This window comes from Coprothermobacter sp. (assembly GCA_013824685.1).
Taxonomy (GTDB): Bacteria; Caldisericota; Caldisericia; order Cryosericales; family Cryosericaceae; genus Cryosericum.
The window spans coordinates 78,855-97,085 of sequence record PNOG01000018.1 but is presented as its reverse complement, the minus strand read 5'-3'; the positions used below and the strand labels follow the sequence as shown (position 1 = coordinate 97,085).

General features: G+C 57.9%; 21 protein-coding genes. 2 read left to right on the top strand and 19 right to left on the bottom strand.

Annotation, left to right across the window (positions count from 1 at the left end):
- Window positions 1–298, bottom strand: a 298-nt coding sequence (locus C0398_05900) for a basic amino acid ABC transporter substrate-binding protein (GenBank protein MBA4365527.1), incomplete at its 3' end; no start/stop codon positions are given.
- 349 nt (window positions 299–647) lie between these two features.
- Between C0398_05900 and C0398_05895 the strand changes: the two genes are divergently transcribed.
- Both C0398_05895 and C0398_05890 read left to right on the top strand, forming a co-directional pair.
- Window positions 648–1,175 (top strand): gamma carbonic anhydrase family protein, encoded by a 528-nt coding sequence (locus C0398_05895; GenBank protein ID MBA4365526.1) that lies wholly within the window; start codon window positions 648–650, stop codon window positions 1,173–1,175.
- Between the two features lie 197 nt (window positions 1,176–1,372).
- Window positions 1,373–2,209, top strand: coding sequence for a basic amino acid ABC transporter substrate-binding protein (locus C0398_05890; GenBank protein MBA4365525.1), 837 nt, complete (start codon window positions 1,373–1,375; stop codon window positions 2,207–2,209).
- An 86-nt stretch (window positions 2,210–2,295) separates the two neighbouring features.
- On the opposite strand, the gene C0398_05885 is transcribed toward C0398_05890, so the two are convergent.
- The 18 genes from C0398_05885 to C0398_05800 all read right to left on the bottom strand — a co-directional run bounded on the left by C0398_05885 (window position 2,296) and on the right by C0398_05800 (window position 18,109).
- Complete coding sequence (locus C0398_05885; GenBank protein MBA4365524.1) at window positions 2,296–3,228, bottom strand: hypothetical protein; 933 nt, start codon at window positions 3,226–3,228, stop codon at window positions 2,296–2,298.
- A complete protein-coding gene (locus C0398_05880; protein ID MBA4365523.1) occupies window positions 3,108–3,923 on the bottom strand; it encodes an ABC transporter permease in 816 nt (271 codons plus the stop codon). The genes C0398_05885 and C0398_05880 overlap by 121 nt, the downstream gene beginning before the upstream one ends.
- Complete coding sequence (locus tag C0398_05875; protein ID MBA4365522.1) at window positions 3,895–4,899, bottom strand: ABC transporter; 1,005 nt, start codon at window positions 4,897–4,899, stop codon at window positions 3,895–3,897. Before C0398_05875 ends, C0398_05880 begins: the two co-directional genes overlap by 29 nt.
- A 503-nt stretch (window positions 4,900–5,402) precedes the next feature.
- The gene (locus tag C0398_05870; GenBank protein MBA4365521.1) at window positions 5,403–5,903 is read right to left on the bottom strand and encodes a ferredoxin:glutaredoxin reductase; all 501 of its coding nucleotides are present in this window, start codon (window positions 5,901–5,903) and stop codon (window positions 5,403–5,405) included.
- Window positions 5,900–6,184: a glutaredoxin family protein gene (locus C0398_05865; protein MBA4365520.1), complete on the bottom strand. Its 285-nt coding sequence runs from the start codon at window positions 6,182–6,184 to the stop codon at window positions 5,900–5,902. The genes C0398_05870 and C0398_05865 overlap by 4 nt, the downstream gene beginning before the upstream one ends.
- Window positions 6,185–6,214: 30 nt before the next feature.
- Window positions 6,215–7,243, bottom strand: coding sequence for a low-specificity L-threonine aldolase (locus tag C0398_05860; GenBank protein MBA4365519.1), 1,029 nt, complete (start codon window positions 7,241–7,243; stop codon window positions 6,215–6,217).
- Window positions 7,244–7,290: 47 nt separating this feature from the next.
- Entirely contained in the window at window positions 7,291–7,923 is a 633-nt protein-coding gene (locus C0398_05855) for an iron-sulfur cluster assembly scaffold protein (GenBank protein ID MBA4365518.1), read from the bottom strand.
- Window positions 7,924–7,933: 10 nt separating this feature from the next.
- Window positions 7,934–9,115: a hypothetical protein gene (locus C0398_05850; GenBank protein MBA4365517.1), complete on the bottom strand. Its 1,182-nt coding sequence runs from the start codon at window positions 9,113–9,115 to the stop codon at window positions 7,934–7,936.
- A 109-nt stretch (window positions 9,116–9,224) separates the two neighbouring features.
- Window positions 9,225–10,163: a hypothetical protein gene (locus tag C0398_05845; protein MBA4365516.1), complete on the bottom strand. Its 939-nt coding sequence runs from the start codon at window positions 10,161–10,163 to the stop codon at window positions 9,225–9,227.
- Window positions 10,164–10,241: 78 nt separating this feature from the next.
- The gene (locus C0398_05840) at window positions 10,242–11,186 is read right to left on the bottom strand and encodes a pyruvate ferredoxin oxidoreductase (GenBank protein MBA4365515.1); all 945 of its coding nucleotides are present in this window, start codon (window positions 11,184–11,186) and stop codon (window positions 10,242–10,244) included.
- 5 nt (window positions 11,187–11,191) lie between these two features.
- Window positions 11,192–12,361: a pyruvate ferredoxin oxidoreductase gene (gene porA / locus C0398_05835; protein MBA4365514.1), complete on the bottom strand. Its 1,170-nt coding sequence runs from the start codon at window positions 12,359–12,361 to the stop codon at window positions 11,192–11,194.
- 12 nt (window positions 12,362–12,373) lie between these two features.
- Complete coding sequence (locus C0398_05830) at window positions 12,374–12,724, bottom strand: hypothetical protein (protein ID MBA4365513.1); 351 nt, start codon at window positions 12,722–12,724, stop codon at window positions 12,374–12,376.
- Window positions 12,721–13,287 (bottom strand): pyruvate synthase, encoded by a 567-nt coding sequence (locus C0398_05825; protein ID MBA4365512.1) that lies wholly within the window; start codon window positions 13,285–13,287, stop codon window positions 12,721–12,723. Before C0398_05825 ends, C0398_05830 begins: the two co-directional genes overlap by 4 nt.
- A 288-nt stretch (window positions 13,288–13,575) precedes the next feature.
- Window positions 13,576–14,400 carry a hypothetical protein gene (locus tag C0398_05820; GenBank protein ID MBA4365511.1) on the bottom strand — a complete coding sequence of 275 codons (825 nt, stop codon included), beginning with the start codon at window positions 14,398–14,400 and terminating at the stop codon, window positions 13,576–13,578.
- 192 nt (window positions 14,401–14,592) lie between these two features.
- Window positions 14,593–15,717: a glutaconyl-CoA decarboxylase subunit beta gene (locus C0398_05815; GenBank protein ID MBA4365510.1), complete on the bottom strand. Its 1,125-nt coding sequence runs from the start codon at window positions 15,715–15,717 to the stop codon at window positions 14,593–14,595.
- A gap of 135 nt (window positions 15,718–15,852) precedes the next feature.
- On the bottom strand, window positions 15,853–16,266 hold the full coding sequence (locus tag C0398_05810) for an acetyl-CoA carboxylase biotin carboxyl carrier protein subunit (GenBank protein MBA4365509.1): 414 nt from the start codon (window positions 16,264–16,266) through the stop codon (window positions 15,853–15,855).
- A 14-nt stretch (window positions 16,267–16,280) separates the two neighbouring features.
- Window positions 16,281–16,550, bottom strand: a complete 270-nt coding sequence (locus C0398_05805; protein MBA4365508.1) for a hypothetical protein — start codon at window positions 16,548–16,550, stop codon at window positions 16,281–16,283.
- A gap of 11 nt (window positions 16,551–16,561) precedes the next feature.
- Window positions 16,562–18,109: a methylmalonyl-CoA carboxyltransferase gene (locus C0398_05800; protein ID MBA4365507.1), complete on the bottom strand. Its 1,548-nt coding sequence runs from the start codon at window positions 18,107–18,109 to the stop codon at window positions 16,562–16,564.
- Window positions 18,110–18,231 lie beyond the last annotated feature (122 nt).

The window sequence follows — 18,231 nt, the reverse complement described above, 5'->3', positions numbered from 1 at the left end:
TCGTCATGGCGGCGCAGACCGCGTCGAACTTCTTTCCCTGCAGGGCAAGGAGAAGCCCGTCAAAAGCCCCGCTGGTTAAATTGCTGGTCCGGCCCATCTTCGCTGCGATGGCTGCCATCAGTTCGACATCAAACCCTGTGGGCTTGTTGGCTTCGTCGGCGTACTCGAATGGCGCATACGTCGGGTCTGTCCCCCAGTTGAGTGTTCCACTCTGAGTCTTGCATCCTGTCAAGACCGTGACGATCATTACAGCAACAACCATCAACACGACACTACGGGCAAACGCTGTCTTCTTCATCCTCTCTCCTCCTGCATGATTCAGATTTCTGGCAACCGTCACCTGAGCGAGCTACCCCATATCGCACTGCAAAGAACAGTGCTACTCTATACTTTGTGCAATCCTTGAAGAAAGTAAAGCATCGAAGGGAGCCGAGTCACCTGGCGACCGCAGCAGGCATCGGTCTTGTCCTGGTTGCCTGCGCTGCCTTCGTGGGAGCTTTTGTCATGCACCTCGTCGGCAGGCCGCTGGGTTGGTCTGTCATGGCGGTTGTTGGTGGCATGAGTGCACTGGGCCTGGCCGGTGTGAGCCTTATCTCGGATATTGCTGAGACTCATGCAAAGCGATTGCAGCACAAGGAGGAACACTGATGTCCGGGATTCTGCGCCCGTTCGACGGAAAGACACCAACCGTAGCATCCACGGCATTTGTCGCGGACACGGCCGTGCTGATAGGAGATGTGACCGTCGAGGAGGGCGCCAGCATCTGGTACGGAGTGGTCCTCCGTGGTGACATTGCGCCTATCGTCGTGCACCGCAACGCCAACGTCCAGGACAACGTGGTGGGGCATGTAGATATCGATGTCCCTCTCATTGTCGGCGAGGGCGCCACCGTAGGCCACAGCGCCGTCTTGCATGGCTGTACAATCGGCCACCATGCCATGGTGGGCATGCATGCCACGGTCCTCACCGGAGCCATTGTCGGTGACGAGGCAGTGGTAGCAGCCGCGGCGCTTGTTCCTGAGAACAGGGCCGTGCCTGCCCGGTCACTCTCGATGGGTGTCCCCGCACGCGCTGTGCGATCTCTTTCAGACGAGGAGATACAGGAACTCCATCGCCGGGCCGACGACTACATCAGACTGGGAGTGATGTCCAGGGCGAAGTCCGAACACAGATAACCCTGGAATCGGACCGGTCGGCACCCCGGTCTCCCCATTCTCTTCATCTTCTATGCACGTTTCTCCTTGCATTTTCTGACCCATCCCTATACTTCACCCAACCAACGCTACAGGCCAATCAGCCGACCAGCCCCTTGGTAACGACCCGACGTATGTCGTGCCGTCTTTTCATACCCTGACAACAAGGAGAGTCAGACATGAGCAGAACTCGTACATCACGGTGGGGTGCAGTCTTCACTGTCGCACTCGTTCTAGGTCTTCTGGTCCTTTCAGGCTGCCGCCCTGCAGCCACGTTATCCGACCTCGACCGCGTCAAGCAGGATGGCGCCCTGACTGCCGGCAACGACACAACCTACGCTCCCTTCGAATTCGCGGACAGCAACAATAAGCCGACGGGCTTCGATATCGAACTCATTGCCGCCGTCGCCCAGAAGCTTGGGCTGAAGTCGGACATCGTGACCACCGCCTGGGATGGTATCATCCCTGCCCTTCAGACGCGAAAGTTCGAGGTTCTCATTTCGTCCATGACGATCACCCCCGAACGCGAGAAGGAAGTCAGTTTCTCCATTCCCTACTACCGGGCGGACATGGGCATCGTATTCGACAAGACTCTCCATACCATAGCAGGACCTTCAGACCTCGCAGGACTGAGGGTCGGCGCTCAGGTCGGAACCACGGGCGAACAGAGCGCACGCATGATCGACGGTGTGACCGATGTTCGGTCCTACCCTGATATCCAGCTGGCGATGGCCGATTTGAAACTGGGGCGTATCGACGCTGTCGTCAACGACTTCCCAGTCAGCGCCTTCTATGCGAAGGACTCGCCAACCCTCACTGTCATCCGTACGCTCAAGGTGAAAGATCTTGACCTCACCCAGTACTACGGCATCGCCATGCACCTTGAAGACAAGCAACTGAAGGCCGCTGTCGACAAGGCCCTGCAGGACCTGGCCAACGATGGCACGTACGACACCATCTACGCCAAATGGTTCGGAGGGGCACCCGACTTCCGTCCAGGAGACCAGAAACCCTGACACCTCCATCGAAGCCTCCCCTACGTGCACGTCCGCCGTACCCTTTCCGGGTACGGCGGACGTGAGCTTCCAAGCTGCCTCTTGGTCTAGAATGCCGTGGTCACATCGATGTAGCCCTTTTGCTGAGCCTGGCGACTGCCGAAAGAGACCAGAACCGACCCGAGCGCAAACAGAACTGCTGCCGACAGGGCTACTCTTCCCAGCAACTGGAACGTCGACAGGTCGGAGAGAAAACTGGTAAGGACCTTCCCCGAGATGGCCCGGCGCATGAGTTCGATGAACGGACTCATGGGAACAAACTCTGCGATCCTTGCAAACACCACTGGAAAAGCAGTTGGAGGAAACAATGCCCCGCTCAATACGAACATTCCCCCAAAGAGCGCGTCGACAACGTCGACATCCAGCTTGATCGTCAGGAGGAACACAGAAGCCATGGCCAACCCCAGGCCGGCAGCCACAAGATACCCGAGGACAGCGCCTGCTATCAGGTATCCCCAGTTGGGATGGAACGGCAGACGCAGCACGGGAACGAGCCAGCACAGATTGATGGCGATTCCTGCGAGCGCGATCAGATACCGTGTTGCGGCGCGACCGCACAGGTACGTCCGGTACGACGTGCTCGACAGGAAGATGTACTTCAGCGTCTGATAGTGTTCTCGGTCATCGTGGACACTGAACGCCATATCGAAGAACACCATGCTCAGTGAGTAGTAGAAGATGGTCCCGTACAGTGCGTACGGAAGCAGCCCCGTCTTCTGGCCGAAGACACCGTAGAGGATGATGACAGCAAGAAAGCTGCCGATTGGATATGCGGCAAGGTAGAGCAGCCACACCCACTTCTTCGTCCAGTTGCTCTCGATCTGCAAACCGACATACATGGAAGCAAGGAAACCCTTCATCACTGCCACCTGAGCGTCAGGCGAGCATCGCGCCTGGCCTTGTACTCGACAGACCGCAGTGCCCACGATGCGATGAACGCAAACACAAGACCCAGCCCGATGAGGATGAGTGACTCCCATCGCCAGTCCAGCACCTTCGCTGTGAATGAAGGGACCAGAAGCTGCCTCAGTGCGTCGAGCCCAAGTGTCGTCGGGATGAGCGCTGCGATACCGAGCAGGCCCAATCCCAGAAATCTGGCGGGGAAGTAGGATCCCGACAGAACGTTCGTCGGTTCCATGACGAGATCGGCAGTCCGCCATGCGTCGCGCCCGTGGTAGAGAAACAGCGACGAGAACACAATGCCCAGCCCATACATCGAAAACAGGGTCACGAGGAAGACAAGCAGTGCCAGGGGCAGGTGCAGAACTGTGAACTCCACCTTGAACACTGCGATGCCAAAGAACAGCACCGCCAGAGAACGCAGCATCGTATGCATGGCGCCGCCGACAGACAGACCGACGAGGAAGGCGGACAGTGGAGCAGGGCTCACAAGCATCAGCTCCAGGTTCCCCATTTCCTTCTCCCAGTACAACTGCGTCGCAACACCCCACAGAACGTTCAGGAAGAAGGGAGTCATGAACCCGCCCAGCACCACCAGTCCGCTGAACTCAGAACCGGTGCCAAGCGTCCGGTAGAGGTAGATGTAGGTCGCCATCGTGAAGAAACCGCCCAGGACGCTTGCGACGACCCAGGTTGCCTCGCGCATCTGTCCAAAAATGCGCACGTAGGCGCGCGCGTTGAGCGTCCTAAGAAACAGGAGAAGCTGCTTCTTCATCTTCGAACCTCCTGCCGACCATCTTGAGGAAAACGTCTTCCAGCGTCGGTTCCAGCTTGCGCATATACTCAACAGAGACAGATTGCTCGGTCAGCAAAGCGATCAAGCGCGAAATACCGCCTTCGCTGGTCAAATGCGCGACCAGCATGGGATTGTTGGTTACCTTGTCAGAGCTCAGGGAGAAGTCATTTCCTTGTCCCATCTCTGCCGCAATGCCCTCCACCTGCTCCTGATTGATCCGATCCACCGTGATCTCGTAGTGCGCCCTGCTGTCCAGGTCCTGCTTGAGGCGGGACGGGGCCGCATTGGCAAGAATGAGGCCGCGGTTGATGATGGCTACGCGCGAACACAGTTCGTCCGCTTCTGCCATGTAGTGCGTCGTGAGAATGACCGAGCGTTCCTGCTTCTCGATCACCCAGTCTCGGATAATACCGCGGATGACGACGCTTGCCTCCACATCAACTCCCAGCGTTGGTTCGTCAAGAAACAGCACCTTCGGGTCCGTGACAAGACCGCGCACAAGATTCACCTTCTGCCGCATGCCTGTGGACAAACGGTTCATCTGCTGACGTCTGTCGTCCCACATTCCTACCATGCGAAGGTAGTGCTCGATTCTGCTGCGGGCGACTGGCGTCTCCATGCCATAGAACTGGCTGAACATCCAGAGTTGCTCCTCGATCCTGAGTATGCCGTATCCAGAGGTCTCGCCCCCCGAAATCAGGCTTATGAAAGGACGTACACGAGCGTAGTCCCGCTCAACGTCAAACCCCACCACAGTGACGCGCCCGGACGTCGGGAGCAACAACGTCGACATGATCTTGATGGTCGTGGTCTTGCCGGCGCCGTTCGGGCCCAGAAGGCCAAAGATCTCGCCATACGAGACATCGAAGCTGACGCCCCGCAACGCGTGGAAAGGAGCCTTGCCTCTCTGGTTGAAGACACGAGTGAGGTTCTCTACTTGAATAGCTGTATGCATACAGTGCTACCTCCAGAACAAGTGTGGGGAAAAGCGAACTGTATGACAGGGGAGATTACTGACGGACTCTGTGAGAGTCAGTGACTGAGGAATTGACGGTCCTGCGTTTACTGTGGCAAACTCCTGGCTGCAGCTTGTCCAATCAACAGCGCCCCTGTCATCAGTTGGTGCAAATCCTGTTGTCTGCCATTGCCGTACCTCCACATACACGAATGTCCATACGCACCCTCAAGGCGCGACGTTGAGACTATACCAGAATGGATTTCTCTTGTCAAGTGGTTGTGTGCCACGCTCTGCTACCTGCTGCCGACGGCAGATGATGGCCGTGTTCACGCACTGGCTATCGCCCCATCCAGTCATGACGGGCCGCAGCGATGGCCCCCGTCCCGCACGGCTCATGACGAGCTCGCATGAGCAGCAAGTCATCCGGACCTCAGGGACAACACAAGCCGCCCAGTCCCGTTTCGGGAAAAGGCGGCTCTTGGCGCAATGATATTGTCTTGCTACATGAAGCGCTCGAAACGCTCCTTGCCAGCCTTGCAGACCGGACAGACCAACGGAGGCTGCGGCCTTGCGCACAGGTATCCGCAGACCTTGCAGCGCCAGACTGGAAAGGCGAGCCCGGCCACATGCACCTGTTCCATCTCCTTCGCGTCTGCAGTTAGCCCGCCGACCGGACGCCGGTCCGGGATGGATGCGGCAGTCTTCTCGCCACGATTGACCTCGGGCGAGACATACAGTGCGCAGTAGCAGGCACCGTATTCGTCGAGATCGGCGTCTCGGTAGTCACACGGACAGACGAGGTCAATATCTCGCGTTTGTACTCCTGATGCCAGACGGCAGGGACAGGCGCGATATCCGTAGCGCGCCTCGTTCTCCAGCAGGCCCCGGACCAGATCCCTGGCAAAGGCGTCGTCAGGATTGATAGAGTATCCTGCCTCCCGCGCCTCCAGGACAAGCCTCTCCCAGACCTCGGCGACACGTTCGTCCGCTATCCTGCTCATTCAGCCGCGAGCTCCCGAATCTTGTCTTCCTGGAAACCTACGACACAATCCTTGTCATCCAGCACGATGGTCGGAAACGAGCACGCTGGGTTCCACTTGAGGACCCCCTGCTTGGCCAGTTCTTTGTTGCCGCCCTCCTGGTCGTCGACATCGACATAGTCGTAGCCTACACTCAGCTCCTGAAGCAACGCCTTGGTCTTGCGACACCAGCCGCAGGTCGTCAGCGTATAGAGGAAGACTTTGTGCTTATTGTGCACTCCTTCGACATGCTTGGGTTCCAACACTGTTTCCCCCTTGACGTGGATAGTTGCCTAGGCGTGCAACAATGATCTGAAAACCTCGACGGTCTCGCGACACTGATCGGTTGTCACATCGTGGTGCGTGACCAGTCGAACAGTAGTCGGTGTGACGGCATTGCATAGAATTCCCTTTCCCTTGACCGCGGCCACGAATGACGCCGCATCTTGGCCACTTGCACTGACGTTGACCATAGCCATGTTGGTTTCGGCTTCAGACGGGTCAGTTCCATACCCGATACCGGCGAGTTCGCCTGCGAGCAGTTTCGCATTGGCATGGTCCTCCGCCAGTCTGTCCACCATCGTCTCAAGCGCCACAATACCTGCAGCAGCCAGAATGCCGACCTGACGAAGTCCGCCTCCCAAGCGCTTGCGGTTCTTGCGCGCCCGTTCAATATAGTCTCTTGACCCTACAAGCAACGATCCGACAGGAGCACACAGGCCCTTAGAAAGACAGAACATGACAGAATCGGCGTAGGACGACCACACATCCGGCGTGATGCCGGAGGCGATCGACGCATTGAAGATCCGAGCGCCATCCATGTGCACGGCAATGCCGCGCTCACGCGCCGCTGCCGCAATCTCGCGCACATACTCGATAGGCCATACCTTGCCCCCACCTCGATTGTGAGTGTTTTCGATGGCAATAAGGGACGTACGTGGGAAATGAATGTTGCCGGAGTCGCGGATTGCATGCTTGACATCATCCGGGTCCATGACGCCCCGCTTGCCTGGAACCTGTCGTGCCTGCACGCCCGACAGCATCGCAATGTCGCCAACCTCATAGTAGAAGATGTGGCTCTCAGCTTCCGTAATAAGCTCATCCCCACGTTGTGTGTGCGTCATGATGGCGACCTGATTGCCCATCGTGCCGGACACCACGAACAGCCCAGCCTCCTTGCCCAGCATCTTTGCGCCCAGGTCTTCGAGTCGGACGACCGTGGGATCCTCGCGGTAGACGTCGTCGCCAACCTCGGCCGTCGCCATCGCGTCGCGCATGGCCTGTGTAGGCTTCGTAACGGTATCAGAACGAAAATCGATCATTGTTGTTCCCTCCAGGCGAATTGAGTCCTCCGTGATACACAGACTGTTCAAACGTTCTCGACGTTGACCGACTTGACCCCCCGGATCTTGCTGACGTGTTCGACGATCTCGTCAATCGTCGGGTCAAGAAACTTGTCGTCAGAGCCAATGCTGACTTCGACCCTGACCGCACCCTGGTCAATGCCGATGTACTTGACCATCTTGAGCGTGATGATATCGACCCCGACTGGCGGCCACAGCACATGCTTCAGCTCCTCGGTCACGGTCTTGACGTCAAGTGTGGAATCATAGTCGATACCCTTCACTTCTTTCTTGTACTTGCGAATGGCCGACCGGAGTCCGTCGACAGCGAGAACCGAGCAGTGCATCTTGACAGGGGGGAGGCCCCCCAGCTCGTCGGCAGCCTGTTTCCATGTGATCGCCTCAGCATCATCGATCGTCTTGCCCTTGGCCAAGTCGGTGATGATGGAACCTGTGGCTATGTTGGAGGCACACCCGTAGGACTGGAATTTCACGTCCTCGATACGGTCGGTTGCCTTGTCAATCTTGAGGTAGACCGTGATCTCGTCGCCGCACGCGGGCGACCCTTCAGTAGCACAGGCGTCGGCGTTCTCGATCACGCCGATGTTGTGTGGGCTCTTGAAGTGCTCGATGACTTTCGCAGTGTACTTGATTGCCATTGTAACCTCCTTATTGCGCAGGCGGCCTGATCGTACTCTGAGCGCGCAAGCGTTCCACGATTGGAACGAGCTTTGCCAGGGTAGCATCAACGTCAGCCTCAGTGCTGTAGCGAGACAGCGTGAAGCGGATCGAGCCATGCGCCTGTTCGTGATTGCGCCCGATCGCTATGAGAATGTAGTTCGGTTTCAGCGTCGCCGCCGCACAGGCCGAACCCGTATCGACCACGATCTCGTCCATATCGAGGAACATCATGATCGCTTCCCCCTCGATGAACAGGAAGCTATAACACAGATGCGACGCCGCCCTCTCAGCGCCTTCCGGCCCGTTGAGCAGAATATGCGGAATGCGCTCCCGGATGCCAGCTGCGAGACGGTTGATAAGGCTCCGCATGCGCTCAACATCCTTGTCGAAGGTCGCGTACAGTAATTCAATGGCCTTGTCGAATCCTGCAATGCCCATCGTGTTGGGCGTTCCCGGCACAAGCGGAGAATACGACTCCGAGCCAAAGGTGATAGGATGTATTCTTGTGCCTTTTCGAACGTAGAGAGCGCCGACACCCTTGGGACCATGGATCTTGTTGCTTGAAAAGCTCACCAGATCTGCCTTCACCTCATCGACATCCAGTCGCTGCGTCTGCAGTGCACTGGCAAAATCCACATGATATGGAATCTTGCGGCCAATGTGTTTTGAAGCCTCGGCAATGATGTTCCCTGCCTTGGCCAAGGGTTCGATCGTGCCAATCATGTGGTTGACGCCCATCAGGCTGACCATCGCCGTGTGCTCGTTCAGCACAGAGGAAAGCTGATCGACATCGTACCGTCCCTCACCGTCGACCTTGATGTAGTGAGCCGTGTAGCCTTCCTTCTCCAACGCCTTGTACACCGCAAGCGTAGCCGGGTACTCGATCTCGCTGGTCACAATCTCCGGTTTGTCGATGGCCTGTGCCCGCGTCGAGCCCAACAGAGCTATGTTAATGGCCTCAGTAGCGCTCCCCGTAAACACGACCTCGTTCTGCGACGCTCCAATAGCGGCTGCAAGCCGGTTCTGTGCTCTCTCTATGAGTTCTGCGGCGCCAGTGCCGCATTGCGTGAACGCTGCCGGTACCGCGTATCTATCGATAGCAGCGGTACGCATCGCCTCCCAGACCTCAGGCGCGACCATCGTACTGCGGAAGTTGTCAAGATAAATCATTGTCTACCTCCTTTTCCTGCTGTGGAAGAACAGCCTCGAATGCATGGTTGCTCCTTTCAGCGTATCACAAACAGGGCAAAGTCAACACGCAAAAAGCGGTGAGTACAGGTCAACGCGTGGAGTGATGGCGGCTCAGCACGTTGTACATGCCTTTCACATCTCTGTAATGCCGGAGGTCAGAGCGAGACAGCGTCAGCATGTGGCGAACAACATCGGGCTGACTGGGGTAGCGGGCAGCGATCGCCTGGTATCCCATGAAGGCCTTGCGTTCGGCTTCTACGGCAACGCTGAGTCCCTGGAGCAGAGCACTATAAACGAGAGCCTGCTCTGGCTTCAGAGGAGCGATGGCTTCCCTGTTCGGCTCATAGACAACGCCCGCATATGCACGGTGCAACTGCTGTAGTTGCTGAGCATGGGCGGCTTCGCCGGCCGCGAGCGAGCTGAACGTTGCTTTCAGGCGCCTGTCGGGGGTCATCTCGATAAGCTGCAGGTAACGAGCGCGTGCTTCGACCTCATCCTCGATGGCATCCTCCAGCAGCTCCTGGAGACTGAACGGCGCTCCTTGCGCTTCCCGCGCAATGCGCTGTCCGACACGGCTTCCCAGCGACCGAAGATGCTGCGGCGCCCGCCACAGGGTGCGAAGGCTGAAGATCCCGCCAATCGTTCCTCCCTGCCTGACAACGTCATCCTCGAGCTGGGATATCAGCTCGTCGCCACCGCTCAAACGACGTGTGATCACCAGAAATACGGTGACGCCAGTTAGCTCGACTGAGCGGACAAATCCTGATACCGCAGGCACAACGGCCCCGTTCCAGTAGGGAAAAACGAGAACAAGCCGGTCCCCTTGGTCGAATGACACGCCAGGGGTGTTCAGTACTCCCAGGTCAAAGCCTCGGACTGCTCGCCTCGCTGCACGCTTCCATCCAGCAGGGTGAGCGGTGAAGCGATCGGTCAGGCCAAAGAGCGGAGCATCCAGTGCCGCCGCCGCGCCTTCAGCCACCATTCGAGAACGCCCCGCAATAGAGTAGAACACGGTCTTCGTTGTCATTGAGTTGCTCCTCTGACGCAATCAGCCCACCGCCATTGTAGCCGGTGGGCTGACGAATACAACGCGAGACTCAGGCGGTTAGAACTGAATGCCGGACTCCTCGATCTTGAGCAGACGGGCCCACTCATCGTCGATCATGGTCTGCATCTCAGCGATGACGTGTTCGTTCCCGGGCTTGAACAGATGTCTGAACCGCGTCTGACCCTTGAGGAAGTCCTCAATCGGTTTGCGGTTGGAGGGCTTGGTGTTGATATGCACGACACCGTTCTCGACCTCGTACAGTGGCCAGAAGTTGGTCTCGACGGCCAGCTTGGAGTACAGCATGGTAAGTGCGGGATCAAAGGACCAGTTGGTCGTGCAGGGCTGCAGCACCGCAAGAACCGTCGGACCATCAGCATTGAAACCCTTCTGCGCCTTCTTGTACAGGTCCAGCGTATTGTGAACTGCTGCCTGGCCGACGTATGGAATACGGTGGGCCGCAACAATCTCCACGAGGTTCTTTCGCCACTGTGGCTTGCCGAAGCTGACCTTCCCCGCCGGAACGGTGGTCGTGCTGGCACCGAACGGGGTCGCACCGCTGCGCTGGTTGCCGGTGTTCATGTAGCCCTCATTATCGTAGACAAGGTACATGAACTTGTGTCTGCGCTCAAGCGCTCCAGACAGGGCCTGGAATCCGATGTCGTACGTACCGCCATCGCCGCCAACCGCAAGGATGTTGACATCACCCTCGATCCTGCCGCGACGTTTCAGAGCCTTGTACGCGGCTTCAACACCTGCGGCAACCGAAGCTGCGTTCTCAAATGTCACATGCATCCATGGTGTATTCCAAGCCGTAAACGGATAGATCGTCGTTACAACCTCAAGACAGCCTGTCGCACTGAGTACGATGACTGGCTTGTCGGAGGCAGCGAGAACAGTCTTGATGAGAGGTCCAATGCTGCAACCGGAACACATCCGATGGCCGGACACGATTCGGGCATCAGCACCACTCGTCTTCAAAGCGATTTCTTGCAGCGTAGGCATGTCTGCTACCCCCTCAGTCCGATGTACCGCTGATGCTCCGGGTCGACTTTGCCGGACAGCAGTTCCTCGAAAACGGCCTCGATTTCCGTGGTCATGATGTCGCGACCACCCAACCCATAGATGTAGCTCTGCATTGCCGGTCGCTTGTCCAGTTCCCACAGCGCATTGCGAAACTCGGTGTAGACCGGAGCATAGGCGCCGAAATCCATCGATCGATCGAGAACACCGATGACGGGAGCATCCTTCAGAGCGTCGCGGATCTCAGCGTACGGGAACGGCCGGAAGAGAATCGGCTTGAGCATCCCGACCTTCTTGCCCTGGGCACGCATGGCGTCGACGGCAGCCTTCGCAGTGCCTGCAGCCGAATTGAGAACGACGACCACAGCTTCCGCATCGTCGGTACGATAGGTCTCGAAGAATGGGTACTGTTTGCCGGTGATCGCTGAGAGCTCGGTGCCGACCTCACGATAGACTTCGAATACCTTGCTCATTGCCTCTTCCTGAGCGCGCTTGAACTCAAAATAGTAGTCCGGCAGGACCAACGGTCCGACGCTCTTCGGATGCTCGACATCCAGCAGAGCACGGTCCAGCGACCGCACGCCGACAAACTTCCGTACCAGAGCATCATCGAAGATCTCGACTGGCTCCACCGCATGGCTGGTGATGAACCCATCCTGGTTGACCATGGCCGGCAGTTGCACCCTCGGGTCTTCGGCGACACGGATGGCGAGCAGCAAGTTCTCGTAGACTTCCTGCGCATTCTCACTGAAGATCTGAATCCAGCCGACAGTGGTCACCCCCATGACATCCGAATGATCACAGTGGATATTGATCGGGGCGGATAGCGCCCGGTTGACCAGCGACATGACAATGGGCAGCCGGAGGCCTGGTGTCGCGGCAACGATCTCCCACATCAGGGCAAGCCCCTGGGACGAGGTCGCCGACATGGCACGGGCTCCCGCTGCCTCTGCCCCGACAGTTGCTGACATAGCTGAATGCTCTGACTCAACGGGCACCATCTCTGTATCGACAATTCCGTCTGCGACATACTCTGCAAACTGCTCCACGATCGGCGTCTGAGGCGTAATCGGGTAGGCGACGACGACGTCGGGGTTGATCTGGCGCATCGCTTCAGCAGCTGCCTGTGCTCCCGTAATCGCTTTCTTCACTCTCATGACATCTCCTCCCTACAGCTTGCAGGCGGCTTGCTCCGCCTCTTCTTCGCGAATCATGCTGATGCACTTGGTCGGACACTCATGGGCGCAGATACCGCATCCCTTGCAGTAATCAAGGTTGCTGTCCAGGCGCACCACTCCCTTGAAGACCCGCCCACCCTTGCCAGGCACGCCCTCATCCGTCTGTCTGACGGGAATAGCCATATCGGGACAGTAGCCCACACAAATCATGCAATGAGTACATTCGGAAGCGTTCCAGACAGGACGCAGAACACGCCAGCCACCGGTCTTGTAGCCAAGCGATGTAGCTGCCGGCAGCTCCACGCCAAGTCCAAGTTCCTGCCATGCCTTTCTTTCGCTCATTTGAACACCTCCTCATAGCCCTTTCGGAGCATGCTGATATTCTTCTGTACCTTCTCTTCGCCTATCTTTGGCAGGAAGTGCTCGCGCAAGACATTCTCCAGCGACTCCATCTTGACGATGCCGGTCAACTTCACGAGTGCCCCAAGCATTGGCACGTTGGGTGTGTCCATGCCCAGCAACTCCAGCGAGATGCCAGTAGCGTCGACACCGTACAGGGTGCCGTTGAACTGCGCCAACTTCTTAATCTCAGCGGAACAGACTTTGGTGTTGACGATGAGGATGCCGGTGTCAGGCAACCCCGCTGCCACCGCAATGGAGCGCATGATGCCAAAATCGAGCACCATGACGACATCGGGGGTGACAATCGGCTCATGGCTCCTGAGCACCTTTTCGGCGATCTTCGTGTACGAGACCGTCGGAGCCCCACGACGCTCAGACCCATACTCGGGGAAAGACTGGATGTACTTGCCCTCACTGAACGCTGCCTCGGCCAGCAACTGGGACCCCGACTTGGCTCCCTGGCCTGCTCTGCCATGCATTCTGACTTCGTAGACTTCCTTCATGTTTCCTCCTCTTTCCAGACCTCGACCGCAGATTCGTGGTTCCATGGCATACATTCAGCCAGAATGCCCTGCAAGACGTGCAGAGCCCCTCCTGGAGGCAACCATGCAGGAACGACACAACCAGAAGCACATGGTGTCAAGCGACGACCCCCAGCCCTTCCCAGGTCAACAGTATAGAATGCGTGGGGGCAAAAAGCAAAAGGAATATCGAGAAACCGTCACAGTCCAGAACAGTACTCCCAGCCCTTCCGAGAGGTGTCGAGCTCGTGCCTCGTGGCCTGCGCGTGCCTACTTCCCGATCGCCGACCCGAGGAGCGTCAGCTGATGTTCGAGCCAAGGCACGAAGGCACCTTCAGCAGTTGCGCCGAGAGCGTCCAGACTGCAGGCAACGATGCCGTTTGACTGCCGGCTGACTCCGGTACTGCCTCCAGGGGTGACATTCACGACGACGACCCAGGTCTTCTCTCCGGACCCCCATTCGGCAACTCTCGAGGCCGCCTCTGCTCCCGAGAGGTCCAGGCCCTTCAGGCCTGGCTGAACCACAACCCGCAGCCCGAAGTCCCCGGCTGCTCTTGACCACGTTGTGTCCCCTGCGAGGAACGCCCTGGTACCAGCACTCCAGACCAGCCGTTTCAGTCGACCATCCGCCTGGCTGCACTGGTCCATAAACACTGCATATCGCGAGTCGAACTGCTCCTTCAGCTCCGGATACAGGGCATCCAGCGTATCGCGCATCAGGCGAGCCATGTCTGCGGAATCCCGAAAAGACAACCATGAACCGTCCGACGTGCCCTTGTCCAATGCGGCAGAGAGACTAACCAAGCGCACGCTCTCCTGAACCATCTCGCTGGACCATGTATCGATAGAGGTTCCGGTCTGAAAAACGACAGCACTCGCGGAGGCAAGTTCCTGCGCATTCTGGAGAGGTGCTCCGTCGTCTCCGGCAAGAACCTGAACCTGCAACGCGGTGCCAGCGATAGCCTGAGCGATCAGGGCTACCGGCTTGATCGTCCCCGAGATGATCGTGGGCCGTACCACGCTACGCGGACCACAACCGGACACTGCCATCGTCACTGCCATGGTCAAGGCAAGAATCATCCGAAGCTTCTTCACTCCAGCCTCCTTCACGAGTCCGTTACGGGCGGAAACTCGTGTTACCGGTTACGCCGAATCGTCCCTTCGAGGGAACATCTTCAACAGAAGCTTGATGAGACCGTAGAAGATCCCCAGCACGACAAAGATGAGGACATAGCTCAGTCCGCTGATGCGGAGACCTTCGGCAACAACAGGATCCACAGCCACCTCCTACCGCACCAGGGCCAGGATCAGGCCTCCTGCGATGATGGAGGCGATCTGCCCTGCCACATTGGCGCCAACAGCATGCATGATGATAAAATTGCTGCCATCCTCCTGTTGCGCCATCTTCTGGATGACGCGGGCAGACATCGGGAACGCCGATATGCCGCACGCGCCGATCATCGGGTTGATCTTTCGTTTCCGGAACAGGTTGATTAACTTCGCGAAGAGGACTCCACCCGCGGTGTCGAACACAAAGGCAATGAGACCCATCGCGATGATGAGGAGCGTCGTCGGATTCAGGAATTGCTTCCCTCCCATAGAGGACCCTATCGTGATGCCCAGCAAGATGGTCACCAAGCTGGAAAGCTCGTTCTGAGCAGTTTTGGAGAGACGCTCCGTTACGCCGGATTCGCGCAGCAGGTTGCCAAACATGAGGCTGCCGATCAGCGCCACGGACATGGGCGCTATGATGCCGGCGATGAGCGTGACAGCAATGGGAAAGATGACTTTCACCGTCTTCGAGACCTCGTGTTCAGGGTTCTCCATGCGAATCATGCGCTCTTCGCGGGTCGTGAGCGCCCGAATGACCGGTGGTTGAATGATTGGGACAAGCGACATGTACGAATAGGCGGCCACGGTGATCGGGGCCAGCAAGGCCGGAGCAAACCGCGTAGCGACATAGATCGCCGTCGGTCCGTCGGCTGCCCCGATGATTCCGATTGCAGCAGCCTCTCTGAGACCTGGAATGCCCATGACGCCGGGGATGCGTCCGACCAGCAGAGCCAGCATCATGGTAAAGAAGATTCCGAATTGCGCTGCCGCCCCAAAGAACAACATCTCGGGATCCTGCAGGAGTGGACCGAAATCGATCATGGCTCCCACGCCGATGAAGATGAGGATGGGGAAAAGCTCATTCGTGATACCACCCTTGAACAAGACGTCCAGGAAGCCACCGCCGACCGCCGACGAAAACGGGATGTTGGCCAGCAGGCAACCAAAGCCCATGGGCAGAAGGAGATTCGGCTCATACTCCTTCTTCACTGCGAGCCAAATAAGCGCAAGACCGACGCCGAACATCGCCCATACGCGCCAGTCTGCCATGCCCACAATACCACGCAGCAACTCTGACATACGCTACCCCGCTTTTCCTCGAAGTGTGCTTCCTGTAGTCATTGTACAAGACTGGACAACTTCTCCAACAATGCCGGACACTCCTCGTGTACCGATGTCTCCGAGGAGTGTCCTACCTGACAAGGCTACTGCCTTTCAGGCAAGCTTGAGCAGAAGATCCCCAGTCTTGACAGTCTGGTTGGCCTCGACGGCTACTTCCTCGACCGTGCAGTCGCGCGGAGCGAGAATCTCGTTCTCCATCTTCATGGCCTCAATGACCAGGAGGGTGTCGCCCTTCTTCCATGAGCTTCCAGGCGTCGCCATGACCTTCAGGATCTTGCCAGGCAGCGGTGACTTCATGGCTGTCGCGCCACCTCCCGGAGCAGCGGTTCTTGGGGTCGCCGGGCTCGCGGCAGGTGCCTGAGCAGCCACTGCCTTTGGTGCAGGAACAGGCGCAGGGGCAACGGCCGCCGGAGCTGACACTGGCGAATATCCGGATTTCTGCGCGCCTACCTCTTCCACGTCGACGTCAAACGTCTTACCGTTAACGGTGATCCTGTACTTTTTCATTGTCTATCCTCCCGTCAGCGCCAGCGCGGCCTGACTGATTGTTCATGCGGTGGTCGTCTCCATGCCGCGTTAGCAGGGGGCAACGGCGGTTCTGGCTGCTGGAACGACACTCCGGCAGCAGCCAGAGCGGCCATGACTGCCGCTGCAGAGGCGTCGTCAAGTGCGGACAAATCGGCCAGAAAGGCAGGGCTTTCGTTTTCTTCGGCCGCAGCCAATGCTGCTCCTGCAACGACAGCCAACTCCTCATCGGTCACGTCCTGCCCGTGCACATCCATACGAATCATAGCTGTCCTTCCTACAGCGGGATGTTCCCGTGCTTGCGCGTCGGTCGTTCCTCGCGCTTGTTCGCTGCAGCTCTGAACGATCGGATGACGCGGCTTCTCAGTTGGGACGGTTCCAGAATGTCGTCGACGAGACCGCGCTCTCCGGCCACATAGGGGTTGTAGAGCTTATCCTTGTAGTCGGCAATGAGCTCTTGACGAGTGGCGTCCGCATCTGCTGCCTCGCGGATCTCCTTCGAGAAAATGATCTGGGCAGCGCCATCTGCGCCCATGACGGCGATCTCGGCAGAGGGAAGGGCAAACACGAAATCTGCGCCGAGGTCCCGGCACGACATCGCAATGTACGCTCCACCATATGCCTTGCGCAGGATCACCGTTACCTTGGGCACGGTGCACTCCGAGAAGGCGTAGAGAAGCTTGGCTCCGTGCCGGATAATACCCCCGTACTCCTGATCGACGCCCGGAAGGTATCCGCCGACATCCACCAGGGTGAGCAGCGGAATGTTGAATGCATCGCAGAACCGGACGAAGCGGGCCGCCTTATCCGAACTGTCGATGTTCAAGACTCCTGCCATCGACCTGGACTGATTGGCAACCACTCCCACGACTTGCCCGCCCATGTGCGCGAAGCCTACGCAGATCGACTTTGCGAAACCCTCAGCTATCTCGAAGAACTTGCCTTGGTCTGCCAGACTCCCTATGACCTTGCGCACGTCGTACGGCTTGTTCGCTTCCACAGGGATGATGTCGCCGATTTCGGCGGTGCTTCGATCGACGGGGTCGTCGCTCTGTGCCACAGGAGCGTCTTCGCTGTTGTTCGCAGGCAGATAGGACAGGAGCTCGCGGATCTGCTGGATGGCTTCCTGATCATTGGCTGCCGCCAGGTGAACGTTGCCGCTCTTCTCCGCGTGTACCGTCAGACCCCCAAGCTCCTCGTCTGTGACTTCTTCGCCCGTGACACTCTGGATGACCTTGGGGCCGGTGATGAACATGCGAGCCTGGTCGGTCATGACGACAAAATCCATGATACCTGGTGAATACACTGCGCCACCGGCACAGGGGCCCGCGATCATGGAAATCTGGGGAATGACTCCCGAGCTGATCGTGTTTCGGTAGAAGATGCTGGCGTAGCCCTTCAGCGAGTCAATTCCCTCCTGGATCCGAGCTCCACCGGAGTCACTGATGCTGACAATGGGGGCTCCAAATTTCAAAGCAAGGTCCTGAACATGAGCAATCTTGGCCGCGTGCATCTCGCCGAGTGAGCCCCCAGCGACAGTAAAATCCTGAGAGTAGACGAAGATGAGGCGACCATCGACGTATCCGTGACCAGTGACCACACCATCGCCGGGCAACTCCTGCTTGTCCAGTCCGAACCCGGTATTCCGGTGGCTCACGAAGACGTTCTCTTCCTGGAATGACCCTGGGTCCAGCAGGAGCTCGATGCGCTCGCGTGCAGTCAACTTACCGGCTTCGTGCTGTTTCTTGACACGAGCGGGGCCTCCACCCGCGATGATCTGCTCTCTTTTCGACCGCAAGGTCGAGAACCGTTCATCATTGCTCATACTACCTCCTCAAGATTTCGGCTGGCAAATGAACGTGGCAAACACTCTTTGTAAGTATACGGTGTTCACGAAAGCACTCAACCAGCGGCACATGCGAATGTCCCCTGCGGCAAGCGCCACAG

Coding starts and splice junctions, on each gene's coding strand:
- C0398_05895 (MBA4365526.1), top strand. CDS start 648: ATGTCCGGGATTCTGCGCCCGTTCGACGGAAAGACACCAACCGTAGCA.
- C0398_05890 (MBA4365525.1), top strand. CDS start 1,373: ATGAGCAGAACTCGTACATCACGGTGGGGTGCAGTCTTCACTGTCGCA.
- C0398_05885 (MBA4365524.1), bottom strand. CDS start 3,228: ATGGGAGTCACTCATCCTCATCGGGCTGGGTCTTGTGTTTGCGTTCAT.
- C0398_05880 (MBA4365523.1), bottom strand. CDS start 3,923: ATGAAGAAGCAGCTTCTCCTGTTTCTTAGGACGCTCAACGCGCGCGCC.
- C0398_05875 (MBA4365522.1), bottom strand. CDS start 4,899: ATGCATACAGCTATTCAAGTAGAGAACCTCACTCGTGTCTTCAACCAG.
- C0398_05870 (MBA4365521.1), bottom strand. CDS start 5,903: ATGAGCAGGATAGCGGACGAACGTGTCGCCGAGGTCTGGGAGAGGCTT.
- C0398_05860 (MBA4365519.1), bottom strand. CDS start 7,243: ATGATCGATTTTCGTTCTGATACCGTTACGAAGCCTACACAGGCCATG.
- C0398_05855 (MBA4365518.1), bottom strand. CDS start 7,923: ATGGCAATCAAGTACACTGCGAAAGTCATCGAGCACTTCAAGAGCCCA.
- C0398_05850 (MBA4365517.1), bottom strand. CDS start 9,115: ATGATTTATCTTGACAACTTCCGCAGTACGATGGTCGCGCCTGAGGTC.
- C0398_05845 (MBA4365516.1), bottom strand. CDS start 10,163: ATGACAACGAAGACCGTGTTCTACTCTATTGCGGGGCGTTCTCGAATG.
- C0398_05840 (MBA4365515.1), bottom strand. CDS start 11,186: ATGCCTACGCTGCAAGAAATCGCTTTGAAGACGAGTGGTGCTGATGCC.
- porA (MBA4365514.1), bottom strand. CDS start 12,361: ATGAGAGTGAAGAAAGCGATTACGGGAGCACAGGCAGCTGCTGAAGCG.
- C0398_05830 (MBA4365513.1), bottom strand. CDS start 12,724: ATGAGCGAAAGAAAGGCATGGCAGGAACTTGGACTTGGCGTGGAGCTG.
- C0398_05825 (MBA4365512.1), bottom strand. CDS start 13,287: ATGAAGGAAGTCTACGAAGTCAGAATGCATGGCAGAGCAGGCCAGGGA.
- C0398_05815 (MBA4365510.1), bottom strand. CDS start 15,717: ATGTCAGAGTTGCTGCGTGGTATTGTGGGCATGGCAGACTGGCGCGTA.
- C0398_05810 (MBA4365509.1), bottom strand. CDS start 16,266: ATGAAAAAGTACAGGATCACCGTTAACGGTAAGACGTTTGACGTCGAC.
- C0398_05805 (MBA4365508.1), bottom strand. CDS start 16,550: ATGATTCGTATGGATGTGCACGGGCAGGACGTGACCGATGAGGAGTTG.
- C0398_05800 (MBA4365507.1), bottom strand. CDS start 18,109: ATGAGCAATGATGAACGGTTCTCGACCTTGCGGTCGAAAAGAGAGCAG.